Annotated in this window: 11 protein-coding genes; 5 read left to right on the forward strand and 6 right to left on the reverse strand. The window is 63.8% G+C overall.

Going from position 1 to position 12,224, the window contains the following annotated elements; all coding sequences use genetic code 11:
* Positions 1–317 precede the first annotated feature (317 nt).
* The 4 genes from AC3G2C_RS16685 to sufT all read right to left on the reverse strand — a co-directional run bounded on the left by AC3G2C_RS16685 (position 318) and on the right by sufT (position 5,603).
* Positions 318–2,990 carry a protease pro-enzyme activation domain-containing protein gene (locus AC3G2C_RS16685; protein ID WP_488385765.1) on the reverse strand — a complete coding sequence of 891 codons (2,673 nt, stop codon included), beginning with the start codon at positions 2,988–2,990 and terminating at the stop codon, positions 318–320.
* Between the two features lie 778 nt (positions 2,991–3,768).
* The gene (locus tag AC3G2C_RS16690) at positions 3,769–4,206 is read right to left on the reverse strand and encodes a GFA family protein (protein WP_488385766.1); all 438 of its coding nucleotides are present in this window, start codon (positions 4,204–4,206) and stop codon (positions 3,769–3,771) included.
* Between the two features lie 516 nt (positions 4,207–4,722).
* A complete protein-coding gene (locus AC3G2C_RS16695) occupies positions 4,723–4,941 on the reverse strand; it encodes an HP1242/YdcH family protein (RefSeq protein WP_488385767.1) in 219 nt (72 codons plus the stop codon).
* Between the two features lie 104 nt (positions 4,942–5,045).
* Positions 5,046–5,603: a putative Fe-S cluster assembly protein SufT gene (sufT, locus tag AC3G2C_RS16700; protein WP_488385768.1), complete on the reverse strand. Its 558-nt coding sequence runs from the start codon at positions 5,601–5,603 to the stop codon at positions 5,046–5,048.
* A 217-nt stretch (positions 5,604–5,820) separates the two neighbouring features.
* Between sufT and AC3G2C_RS16705 the strand changes: the two genes are divergently transcribed.
* Together AC3G2C_RS16705 and AC3G2C_RS16710 are read left to right on the forward strand one after the other, a co-directional pair.
* Positions 5,821–6,258: a hypothetical protein gene (locus tag AC3G2C_RS16705; protein WP_488385769.1), complete on the forward strand. Its 438-nt coding sequence runs from the start codon at positions 5,821–5,823 to the stop codon at positions 6,256–6,258.
* 298 nt (positions 6,259–6,556) lie between these two features.
* A complete protein-coding gene (locus AC3G2C_RS16710) occupies positions 6,557–8,554 on the forward strand; it encodes an O-linked N-acetylglucosamine transferase, SPINDLY family protein (protein ID WP_488385770.1) in 1,998 nt (665 codons plus the stop codon).
* Positions 8,555–8,814: 260 nt separating this feature from the next.
* Here the strand turns inward: AC3G2C_RS16710 and AC3G2C_RS16715 are convergent, their stop codons facing one another.
* Both AC3G2C_RS16715 and AC3G2C_RS16720 read right to left on the reverse strand, forming a co-directional pair.
* On the reverse strand, positions 8,815–10,248 hold the full coding sequence (locus tag AC3G2C_RS16715) for an NAD(P)(+) transhydrogenase (Re/Si-specific) subunit beta (RefSeq protein ID WP_488385771.1): 1,434 nt from the start codon (positions 10,246–10,248) through the stop codon (positions 8,815–8,817).
* Entirely contained in the window at positions 10,248–10,553 is a 306-nt protein-coding gene (locus tag AC3G2C_RS16720) for an NAD(P) transhydrogenase subunit alpha part 2 (protein WP_488385772.1), read from the reverse strand. Before AC3G2C_RS16720 ends, AC3G2C_RS16715 begins: the two co-directional genes overlap by 1 nt.
* 93 nt (positions 10,554–10,646) lie before the next feature.
* On the opposite strand from AC3G2C_RS16720, the gene AC3G2C_RS16725 reads away from it, so the two are divergent.
* From AC3G2C_RS16725 to AC3G2C_RS16735, 3 genes are read left to right on the forward strand one after another with little or no spacing between them, the layout of a single operon-like run.
* Positions 10,647–11,276: an RNA polymerase sigma factor gene (locus tag AC3G2C_RS16725; RefSeq protein WP_488385773.1), complete on the forward strand. Its 630-nt coding sequence runs from the start codon at positions 10,647–10,649 to the stop codon at positions 11,274–11,276.
* Positions 11,273–11,659 carry a hypothetical protein gene (locus AC3G2C_RS16730; RefSeq protein WP_488385774.1) on the forward strand — a complete coding sequence of 129 codons (387 nt, stop codon included), beginning with the start codon at positions 11,273–11,275 and terminating at the stop codon, positions 11,657–11,659. The genes AC3G2C_RS16725 and AC3G2C_RS16730 overlap by 4 nt, the downstream gene beginning before the upstream one ends.
* A gap of 2 nt (positions 11,660–11,661) precedes the next feature.
* Positions 11,662–12,213 carry a DUF3106 domain-containing protein gene (locus AC3G2C_RS16735; RefSeq protein ID WP_488385775.1) on the forward strand — a complete coding sequence of 184 codons (552 nt, stop codon included), beginning with the start codon at positions 11,662–11,664 and terminating at the stop codon, positions 12,211–12,213.
* The last annotated feature ends 11 nt before the right edge of the window (positions 12,214–12,224 follow it).

Genomic DNA, 12,224 nt, shown 5'->3' on the forward strand with positions numbered 1-12,224 from the left:
CCCGCTTGGGAGGCGCTGAATCGGATGGTCATTCCGGCGAACGTTGGAGGTGTTTTTTCGAGAGCCGAAGGGCTGATTGTTCAGCGCCGGCGAATCTTGAAGGCGCTGGATTCCTGCTTTCGCAGGAATGACGAGGGGCATGCTGGATTCCCGCGTTCGCAGGAATGACGAGGGGCTTGCTGGATTCCTGCTTTCGCAGGAATGACGTGCGACGTGCTGGGTTCCAGCTTACGCAGGAATGACGTGCGGTATGACGACAAACGGCCCGGTCATCGCTGACCGGGCCGTTGGCGTTCGGGCGAATGGAGCGTGCCCGTTTACTGCACGGTGAGGTTCACGTCATCGAGCACGAACGAGGTTTGCAGCGAACTGTCCTCGGTGCCGGTGAACTTGAGCGTTACCGTTTGCCCAATGTAGGCGCTCAGGTCGAAATTGGCCTGCGTGTAGCCCGTGCCCTTGTTGAGGTTGGAGTACGTGGCCAGCGTCTTGAGCACGGTGCCGCTGCTGTTGAGCACCTGCACGGTGAGCTTGTCGTACGCCGTGGTGGTGCTGGTTTCGGCGGTATCCACGTGCAGGTAGAAACTCAGCTTGGCCGAGCTCTTGCCGCTGGGGATACTCACGCTCTGCGACACGGTGTCGGTATGCGCGCTGCCGTAACCATCCAGCCACGCGAACCACGTGCCCGCGTGCGCCGTCTCGCCGCTGCAGGTGCTGTTGCTGCACAGCACGCCGGAGCTGATCGACCACGGGCTGGCCGTGCCGGTTTCAAAGCCCGGGTTGCCGATGATCTGCTGCGGCGCGCTGGAGGTCACCGTGACCGAAGCGCTCTTGCTGGAGGTTTTGCCGCTCACGCCGTCCGTTACGGTTTCGGTTGCCGTGTAGGTGCCGGCGGCCGCATAGGTGTGGCTCGGGCTGGCGGTAGTGGCGGTGCCGCCATCGCCGAAGGTCCAGGCATAGGAGGAGATGCTGCCGCCGCTGTCGGTGGAGCTGTCGGTGAAGTTGGCGGTCAGCCCGCTGGTGGTGAAGCCGAAGTTGGCCGTCGGCGTGCCACCCGTGCCGCCACCGCCGCCGCTACCACCCCAGTACTTGGTCACGTAGGCGTTGAACTTGGCGATATCCAGGCTGCCCCAACCGGTGGTGTTGTCGTAGCCCGCCTTGGCGGTGTAGCCGTTGCCGTTGTAGCCGTTGTTGCCCGAGGTGACGTCATGCAGCGGCGACGCATCCGTGGGGAAGTACTTGTACATGTTCTGGGTAGGCAGGCCCAGGCTGTTGCTGTTGGCCGAGAGAATGCGCGCCCAGATGCCCACGAAAATCGGCGAGGCCAGGCTGGTGCCGCCGATCTGGTAGCTGGTGCCCTGGATGATGATGTTGGCACCGGTGGACTGCGCCGCATCGAAGGCCACGTCGGGCACCTGACGTTTGGTGGCGGAGGAACCCAGCGCCGTGGTCTGCCATGCCGGCGCGGTTTCGAACAAGCTCACGCCGCCGCCGGTCGCCCACAGGCGCTTGTTGTTGTCGCCGTTGCTGGGGTCGACCGCCGCCAGCCCTTCGTTCCACACGGTTTCGCCCGTCCAGGTGGTACCGCTGGTGCTGAGCGTGGTGCCGCCCACGGCCACTACATTGGGCGACGAGGCCGGTTCGCTCACCGAGTAGTGGGTTAGCGAAATTTCCACGGTGCCGGCGGAGTTGGTCACATAGCCGGGCGCACCTTCGGTCGGGTCGGAGGACCACTGGTACACGCCCGCATCGCCGGAGGCGATGGAGAAGGTCTGACCCTGCGCCACGGCCTGGGCGAAGATCTTGTCGTCGGCTGCCTGCGTGCCCGAGCTGTTGGCGGCGCTTTCGTCTTCACCCAGCGATACGTTGATCACCTTCGCCACGTTGTCGGTGACGGCGCGGTTGTAGGCCGCGGTGATGGCAGCATCGGTAAGGCAGCTATCGTTCGCGTCGCAGTTGGGCGCGGTGTAGAACACCAGGGTGCCCACGCCGCCGGACGTGCCGGTGATGGTCTGGCTGTCCAGGTTCCATTCGCCGTCGCCGTTCGGATCGTCCGCATAGGCGCTGGTGCCGGTCTTCACCACCTGGGTGTTGACCTTGCTCATGCCGGCGTTGGTGGTGAAGGTGTTGAGGTCGGTGATGGTTTGCGTCAGGTCACCCCAGGTCACGATACCCACGGTGGTGTTGGACGCGGTGGGCGTGCTGCCCACGTCGTAGATCGCCGGGAAATCCTTGGGGCTGTGCGCCACCTGGCTGCCGGTGGCCTGCGTGCCCACGGCCTGCGCGCCCGCGTGCGGGGTCGGCCCCAGAATGTGGTGCATGGTGTGCGGCACATTGAAGTTCTGCAGGCCGAGCACGGCATCCACGATGCCGCCCAGCGCCTGCGGCACCTGCACTGGCGCGTCGTTGGCGATGCGCTGTTTGCCGCCGTAGGCAAAGGTGCGCAACGTGGTGCGGAACGCGGCGTTCACCGTGTTGGCATTGCCGTCTGCCGATACCAGCATGTTGTTGCCGGCCACGTGCACGTTGGTGAAACCGGCCTGGCGCAGGTGCGCGGTGACCTGGGCCACGTCGGCGTCGCTCGGCGCGTAGCTCGCCTTGAACTGGGCGGGAGTGAGGAAGTGGTGGAACTGCGGGCTGGTGGGGTCGTTCACCGCCTGCAGGAAAGCGCGCAACTGATCCACGTTGCGCAGGTTCAAGCTCAGCTCTACGTGCACTGGCTTGCTCGCCTCCAACGGTGACACGAGGGCGGCATCTACCGTGGGTGCGCCGTGCATGCTCAGCGTCCAACCTTGATGGGTACCGGCAGTGGTGGCTGCCGTGGTCAACGCCGTGGCCGGCGCCGCACTACGCACCATGGCGGCCTGGGTGCGCGTGGTTACCCACGTATCCGCGGTTGCCGCATGCACCGAGCCCGCCACCGCAAAAGACACTGCCAGCGGCAGCAACGCACGACGCAATGCTTTTCCCCGCAAATCGATACGAACAGTCATTCTTGTCTCCTTGACGTTTTTTGAGAAAACACCTCCCCGATGCGGTGCGACGCACCACATGCACGGGGTTGCCGTATGAGCACGGCCTCAGCTTTCGTGACTGTCTTGCGATCCGATTGGCGCCTGGACTTGCGCTACCCCTGCCACTCCCTGGAACAGCAAACCCGGCTCAGACTTTGTCGAGCGGCACGCATTCGGCGAAGGCCGGTGCTGACGCCGCCATGGGACCATCCGTCAACCCTCCCGCTCACGGATTAATTGACGCTAATCAAGAAAATTCGAAGCGTCAATGCGAAAAAATCACTTTGGCGAATACCGTCACGCAAGCAAATTAATGCGAAATTCCGTAATGAATTCGCCTGTTCTTGCGTTATGAATAAAGTCTTTCGCGAAACCTACAAGTCACTGGAAAAGCGCCTATTTCCATTGCAATCAATGCAGTGAATTAAATGGTCATATCACATGACCATTTGTTTTCCAGGCCGACAAGCCGCATGGTGTCGCGATTATCACGATCTCAACGGCAGGCCGGGGATCGATATTTTCTGGATGGGTGAAGCAGGGTCATCCGAAATAATTTGCGCAAACCCATGCACCAAGACGTCAAGGACGTCTCGACAAAACTAAACCCACAATGAATTTCACCCACGACAAGTCGCGGGCGACGCTATAGGTCTTCATCGATCTGCGTGGCTGGACTCGTCATGGCATGCCGAAGCAAGTTGCCTTTCGTCCATGTGGCTAAACCAAAAAAAGCCGCCCGAAGGGGGCTTTCGATTCACGCACCCGGCGGTGCCTGTGGCGGCATTTTGGGGAACGCAGGTAGCCGCCAGTGCATCAAGTGCCATGGCGCTGCGGACGAAACGTACAAGTGCACGGTGGGCGTTAGGTCCGAGTTGTGGTCTAGTGCACCCAGCTTCACCGCCTTTAGCGACGACTCGGGTATCTCGCTCCACCATGGCGAGCCGCACCCGGAGCGGAACATGCGCGCAGCATTGTTGCCGCTGTCGCTCTTGGTGATGTATGCCTTGGCTTCGCCTTTGACGACCTCAAAGGTCGGGTCTAACGCGAGCGCTACATAGTTTGGCGGACCGCCCGACGCCTTCTGACAATCCGTGCAATGGCATACGCCTACGCCCAGCAAGGGGCCGGTTATTCGAAATCGGATCGCGCCGCACGCGCATCCTCCGATACGTTCCGTCATGACCCTTTGCATCTTGGCGTGAAAGCCCAGGGCCTATCCAAATGTTCTTCGTTCGACGCTGAGGGAATTCCGCGCGCTATCGCATCAGCAAGGCACTTAGTCGGCGCAAAGAAGCGCTTATGGATGCTTTGATTTTGATCGTCACCCCAGCGAAAGCTGGGGTCCAGCGCCTGTAAACACTTGAACGTAAAGGCACTGGATGACCAGCCCTTCGGCTGTTGAAAGGCACCTCCTGCTCTTGCCCCCTTCTTGGGGTCCGCAGGAATGACGAGCAAGAAGTCGCCTAATCAGACCATCCTTGGTCATTTGAACCTCGGCAATCTTCGCCCGTTTCAAGGCGTCGTCCGGCAAAGAAACGCTCACCGGCCTTACCAAAGATCAACCCAAAGCATCGGCGCACGCGGAGCAGATTGCCGCCCGGCGCCAATCGAGCATCGGCGCATCACGGTCAACATGGCTGGCAACGCCCACGACAGCGCACCGCCTCGCGCCTTCTTCCGACGCGCGGGGCAGTCGATTTGGAGCGGTTCAGCGAGGTTCGACGCGGCGCAGGATGGCGTAGAGCTGATCCTTGAGCAGCAGCTTTTCTTTCTTGAGCTGCTCGATCGCCATGTCATCGGCGGCCACCACACCCGACTCCATGTTCTTGATCGCCTGGTCGAGCGTGTTGTGGCGGTGGAACAGGCGGGAGAAGTGCGGATCCCGGCCTTTGAGGTCGGTGATCAGGTCGCGAAACTCGGGAAACATGCCAAGGCTCCAGGGGCGGACAGGACGCGAAAGTCTGCGTTGCCCCTGGCATGCGCACGTTGATATGGATCAAGTCGGCGCCCGGCTTTGCCGGGCGCAGCGGGTTAGAGCATGCCCGTTTCGAGCTTGGCCAGCTCGGACATCATGGAGTGGTTCCACGGCGGGTCGAACACGAGGTCCACATCCGCCTCGTGGACGGTGGGAATCAGCTCCAGCTTGGTGCGCACGTCGTCCACCAGGATGTCGCCCATGCCGCAGCCGGGCGCGGTCAGCGTCATCTTCACGTAGACCTTGCGCTGGTCGGCGGCCGTGTTTTCCAGGCTCACGTCGTAGACCAGGCCCAGCTCCACCACGTTCACCGGGATCTCCGGATCGAACACGGTACGCAACTGCTGCCACACCAAGGCCTCGACATCGGCGTCGGTGGCGTCGGCGGGCAGTTCGATCGGCGGCGGCGGCTCTTTGCCGAGGGCGTCGGCGTCGTTGCCCGCGATTCGGAACAGGTTGCCTTCCACATACACGGTGAAGCTGCCACCCAGCGCCTGGGTGATGTAGCCGATCTGCCCTGCGGGCAACGTCACCGACTCACCCTGCGGCACCATCACGGCCTGGCAGTCGCGCTCCAGGGTGAAAGGTTCACTGCTAAGACTGAAACCACTCATGCCAAATCTCATCGAAGAGCACGACAAGGGGTCGTGCCAAGCTCACTATTATGCCGCCTGACGGCCGGGCATGCCTGCTCACATCAGGCCAGAATGGGCCAAACTCAAGGGCCAAGGCGGTAGGGGCCGACATCGGGCGCGTCGGCGTCCGCGCTATCATGGCCGTTTTACGTTTGGGATCTACCGTGCCTTTCACCCTGCCCACGCCTCGCCAGTCATGAATGCACGGCATGTCTTTTCCTGGGTTTTCGCCCTGATCAGCGCCCTCGCACTGGGCCTTGCCGCGGGCGCGGTGTGGATGGTGCCCACCCTCTACCTGCAGCGCCCGCTGCCGTGGCTGGCCTTGCCCATCGGCTGGGCGCTGGGCAAGGTCATACGCGCATGGGTACGCCCTTCCGTGGTCGGTGCCGCGCTGCTGGCCGGTTTGGCGGTGCTGGTGGCGGCGGTCTACGTGAACCTGCTCACCGCCGGCGCCCGCATTGCGGGCCTGATGGGCCTGGGCCTGGTCGATGCACTGCACACGGCAGGCCTCGGGCTGCTGCTGCAATTGAGCAAGCTCGGCAGCCTGTCGGCCGACTACGTCTGGTATGCGGCCGGCGCCGGCCTGGCGGCTATCGCCGCGACCCGAGCCAAGCGACCCGCGCCCCGGCATTGACGCCCCGCTTGGCGCCGTCCGCTCACGGCGCTCGCTCCCTGGCACGCTCGCCACAGGGCCGAGCCTGAATAGCGAGCCTCGCCAACCGCACATTTCAGACTACGCCGATACAGCGGCACGCCGGCTTGGTGAAACATCACGCGTTCAAGACCTGTCCTACCGCGCCCCGGCAGGAGGACAGGCCAACCGCCCGCCTTGAGCCATTCTGGTTGCACCAGGCGCGGCGCCCCAACTCCTGAGTCACGTCGCGGATGCGTGCACCCGTGTCGCGTGACCGCGTCGATGGAACTCGCCAGACATGAACGCAAAGCGCCCGTTTCGCGCGCCCGCCAGCCAGGGCGTGAGCAAAGCCTTGAACGAGGCTTTTGCCCGCTATAACCGCAACGACCTCGATGGTGCTTTGGCGCAATGCGAACGAGGCGTGCTGGCCAAACAACCTCGCCACGTCGAAGCACTCACCCTCGCGGGCGCTATCTATTACTTGAAGAAAGATTTGCAACGCGCGACGCAGCGCCTTGAGAAATCCATCGCCATCCAGGAAACCGAGGACGGCTGGTTCAACCTCGCGCTGACCTATGCCGAAGCAGGCCGGCTCGGTGAAGCCGAGCGCGCCTACCGGCGCACCGTCGAGCTTGCACCTGCGCACAGCCGCGCCTGGAACAACCTGGGCAACATCGAGCTGGCGCGTCACGCGGACCACGCGGCCATCGAAGCCTATCGGCGGGCCATCGCTCATTCACCGGGTTACACCCTGGCGCATGTCAACCTGGCCGAGGCGCTGGTGCGCAAGAAGGACTACGCCGCCGCGACCGATCATTTCAACAAAGCGCTGGAACTAAACCCAGCCTCCATCCAGTCATTCAAGGGACTGGCGCAGATCGCGAGAATCAAGAAGGACTTTCGCTCCGCCGCCTTGTGGCGCGAACGCATCCTGGGTTTGATGCCGACGGACCCGGACGCGCTGGCCAAGCTGCTTTTGCTACGCCATGAAATGGCCCAATGGGAGGATTTCGACGAACTCCTTGCCCGATTCATCGCCTCGCTGGGGCCCAACGCCTCTACCTCGCCCTTGCCGCTGCTTTGCTGGCCGGGCATCACCGGGCAGGTTCAACGAGAAGTCGCGCAGGCCTTTGCCCGTAAGTGTTGGGGTGTTCAATTGGTGGCGCCTCCCTTGGTGCCCACCGATGCGATGGAGCCGATGGAAGGGCGCCCGATGCGCATTGGTTACCTGTCTCCGGATTTTCGCAATCACCCGGTGGCACACCTGGTGACCGAAGTCATCGAAGCGCATGGCGACGACGTCGAGGTCACGCTGTACAGCTATGGGCCGAACGACGGCAGCCCCGAGCGCAAGCGCCTGGAAGAGGCGGCCGATCATTTCGTGCCGCTGGAATCGCTCGACGACACCGAAGCAGCCCAACGCATTGCCGCGGATCGCATCGACGTGCTGGTGGACCTTGCCGGCTATACGACGCTGACGCGTCCGGGCATTGCCGCCATGCGTCCGGCACGCATCATCGCCTCCTGGATTGGCTACATCGGCTCGCTTGGCGAGGCACGCCTGGCCGACTATGTGATTGCGGACAGCCATGCCATTCCGCCCGAGTTGGAGTCGCATTTCAGCGAGCGTATCGCCCGCATGCCGTTGTGCTTTCAGCCCAACCCCGCTTTGGATTCGCGCGGCCCGTTGAGTACCGATCGTGCCCGCGAAAATCTGCCCGACCGTGCGTTTGTCTTTTGCAGTTTCAACCAAGACATCAAGCTCAATCCGCCGCTGTGGGACGACTGGTGCCAAATCCTGCTTGCGGTGCCCCACTCGGTGCTCTGGCTCGTTGCACCGAGCGACCCGGACGGCAAGGGTCGCCTCAAGGAAGAGGCGCGTCGACGTGGTGTCGACCCCGCGCACATCGTGTTCTGCGACCGCAAGCCGCTGGCGGAGCATCGGGCGCGGATCGCGTTGGCGGATCTCGCCCTGGATACCCACCCCTACAACTCGGGCACCACCGCCAGCGATACGCTGGGCGCCGGTGTGCCGCTGCTTACCTTCAGCGGCGCGACTTTCGTGAGCCGCATGGCGGGTAGCCTGCTGATGACGCTTGGCCTGCCGGAACTCATCACGGCGGATCGGACACAGTACCGACAGCGTGCGATTGAACTGGCGCGCGACCCGGCCGCACTGGGTGCGCTGCGCGACAGGCTGCAATCGAACAGCGCCGCATCGCCCCTGTTTCAACCGCAACGCTTTTGCCGCGACCTTGAGGCGCTGTATCTGCGCATGATTCGCGGCGAGATCTAAGGAAGGTCTGATTAATCGACTTCTTGTCCGTCATTCCTGCGGCCCCCAAGAAGGGGGCAAGAGCAGGCGGTGCCTTTCAACAGCCGAAGGGCTGGTCTTCCAGTGCCTTTACATACAGAGAATGACAGGCACTGGATCCCAGCATTCGCTGGGATGACGATCAAAATCAGAGCTTCCCTAAAACGCAGCCCTCAATAACAGCGGTGTTTGCGAATGTGAGGCGAGACCTCGGTGCATGCCGAGGTCTCCACGCGTGGGCGCTAGCCGTCCAGCGTTTTCAACTCGGTAACCAACTGGCTCGCGGCGGCTTGTCCGTCGCCGTAGAGCATGCGCGCGTTGTCGGCATAGAACAGCGCGTTCTCGATGCCCGCAAAGCCCGTGCCCTTGCCGCGCTTGACCACGATCACCTGCTTGGCCGCCGCCACGTCCAAAATGGGCATGCCGTAGATGGGCGACGATGGATCGGTCTTGGCCAGCGGGTTCACCACGTCGTTGGCACCGATTACCAGCGCTACGTCGGTGTTGGGGAACTCGGGGTTGATGTCTTCCATGTCCGCGATCAGGTCGTAGGGCACGCCCGCTTCCGCCAGCAGCACGTTCATGTGGCCGGGCATGCGGCCGGCCACGGGATGGATGGCGAACTTCACCTTCACCCCGCGCTCGATCAGCAGCTTGGCGAATTCCCATACCTTGTGCTGCGCCTGGGCCACGGCCATGCCGTAGCCCGGCACGATCACCACGCGCTCGGCATAGGCCATCATCACTGCTGCGTCGCTGGCCTCGATCGGTTTCTGGCTACCGCCGATGGCCTGCGCCTCGGCACCTGCCGCCGCGCCAAAGCTGCCGAACAGCACGTTGCCGATGGAGCGGTTCATCGCCTTGGCCATCAACTGGGTCAGGAGTGTGCCTGCCGCACCCACGACAGTGCCCGCGATAATCATGGCTTCGTTCTGCAATACAAAGCCCTCGAACGCCACGGCCAGGCCGGTGAAGGCGTTGTAGAGGGAGATCACCACCGGCATGTCGGCGCCGCCGATGGGCAGGGTCATCATCAAGCCGAACAGCAGGGCCAGCACGAAGAAGCACACGATGAGCGGCATGCTGAGCTGCCCCGCCGCGATCATCCCGCCCAGCACCACCGCGCCAGCCAGCACCAGCAGGTTCACCACCCGCTGACCGGGGAACACGAAGCGCTTGTCCAGCCAGCCCTGCAACTTGGCGAAGGCGATGAGCGAGCCGGAGAAGCTCACCGAGCCGATCAGCGCGCCAAGCACCGCCAGGGCCAGTTGGGCCGTGCCCGGCGTGGCCGCGCCGCTGGCGGTGAACTGGTCGCCGTCCAGCAAGGTGACGGTGCTGCTGGCATAGCTGAACAGCTCCGCAGCGCCAATGGCCGCCGCCGCGCCGCCGCCCATGCCGTTGTAGAGGGCCACCATTTGGGGCATGGCGGTCATCGCCACCCGCCGCCCGGACCACCAGGCCGCCGTGACGCCGATCAGCACGGCCGCCAGGATCAGCCCCCGGTTGTGCATGTCCGGCAGGGCGAACGTCGCCAGCACCGCCACCAGCATGCCCACGCCGGCCCACACGATGCCGCCCCGCGCCGTGCGCGGCGAGCTCATGCGCTTGAGACCGAGGATGAACAGCAGAGCAGCAAGGAAATAACAGGCCTTGATCACCACCGGCAGCCAGGCCATCAGTGGCTCTCCTTGCTTGCGGCAGGCTTGCTGGACTTGAACATCTCCAGCATGCGTTCAGTCACCACATAACCGCCGGCGGCGTTGCCGGCCCCCAGCAGCACGCCGAGAAAGCCGATCACCAGCTCGAATGTGGTTTGGGCGTGCCCTAGCGCGATCATGGCGCCAACCAGCACAATGCCGTGAATAAAGTTGGAACCCGACATCAACGGCGTGTGGAGAATCACCGGCACCCGCGCGATGATCTCGTACCCCGTGAAAGCGGCCAGCATGAAGATGTAAAGCGCCAGGAACCCGTCGATCATGACCCCTCCCTGCCCGGACATCGTTGTTTCCGCATCATACGGGCGCGGGTCAACCTGCGCGAGCCTTGAGCGTTGATGCACAAGGACGAACCGATGGAGTCACAGGATGCCCTGTCCGGTGAACTGGATGACGACGCCATGAGCAGCGTTGTCTCCGCCCTTGATGCCGACCTGCTGACCGAAGATAGCCGCGCAGTACCGGCCTCGATGGATGCGTTTCTGGCGCAGGTGGAGCGTCGCGCCTTTCGCATGGCCGAGCTGAACCTGGGTCATCGGGAGGACGCCCTGGACGCCGTGCAGGACGCCATGCTGCGCTTGGTCAAGCATTACGGCGACAAACCGCCACAGGAGTGGACCCCGCTGTTCTGGGGCATCCTTCGCCGCCGCATCGTGGATCTGCAGCGCCGCCGCAAGGTGCGCTCGATCATGGTGAGCTGGCTGGGCGGCAAGGACGATGAAGGTGACGACCTGCCCGCCTGGGATCCGGCAGACACCGGGCCGGGGCCGCTGGAGCGGCTGCACGACTCCCAGTCGTATGCGGACATGGCAGCGGCCGTGAAACAGCTGCCCCAGCGCCAGCGCGAAGCCTTCATGTTGCGAGTGCTGGAAGGCCTGGACGTGGCGGAAACCGCGCAGGCCATGGGCTGTTCGGAAGGCAGCGTAAAAACACATCTTTCGCGCGCATTGCAACGCCTGCGCGAACTACTGGAGGAATGGCGATGAACGCGCCTGACAACCTACTGGAACGCCGCGCCCGCGAACTCTATCGCGAGGCTGCGCACCAACTCGACCCGGCCACCGCGGCCAGGCTGCAAGCGGCCCGCCGTGCGGCGCTGTCCGGCGCCGAGGGTTCTTCGCTGGCGCATCGCCTGCTGCAATTGTTGCTGCCGGCCGGCGCCTTTGCAGCCATCGCCTTTGCCGCGCTGATGTTCTCGGCGCCGGTGGAGGGCCCGGCGGGAGCCGGCGCCGCGGGTACGTCCGTCATCGCCACCGATGCCGAGAGCGAGCTGCCGCCCGACGCGGCCGCCGCCGACCCGGCGCTTTACCAAAACCTCGACTTCTATGGCTGGTTGGCCAAGAACGGCGATAGCCAGGCGAGCCGTTGATAATGCGTCGATCTCGTCTTTTCGCTGCGCTGCTGTGGGTCGTCGTGCTGTGCGGCGCCGCCTCGACCGCGCTGGCGCAGAACCTGCCGCCGCCACCGCCCATGGGCGTGCCGCCTGGCACGCCCGCGGGAGGTCCACCGCCGCCGCCGCGTCCGTGGAGCAGCCTTTCTCCCAGCGACCAGGACATGCTGCGCCCGCTGGCCGACAAGTGGAATTCGTTTCCGCCGGAGCGCCAGGCCCGCATGTTGCAACGTGCGCAACAGTGGAAATCGCTGCCGCCTGAACAGCGCGATGCGATCCGTCAGCGCATCGATCAGTGGCAAAAGATGACGCCGGAGCAACGCGAGCAGGCCAGCGAGAACAGCCGCCGGTTCCGCGAGTTGCCGCCGGATGAGCGCGAACGCCTGCATGCGGCCTTCCAGCATTTTCAGCAGCTGCCGCCAGACCAACGCCAACAGTTGATGCGCCAATGGCGCCAGGAAATGCACAAGCCGCCGCCGTTCCCCGGTGGTCCGCACGGCCCGGGTCCGCACGGCCCGCCGCCGAAGCATTGAAAAAACCCCGC

The organism is Frateuria sp. sgz306004 (assembly GCF_057750885.1).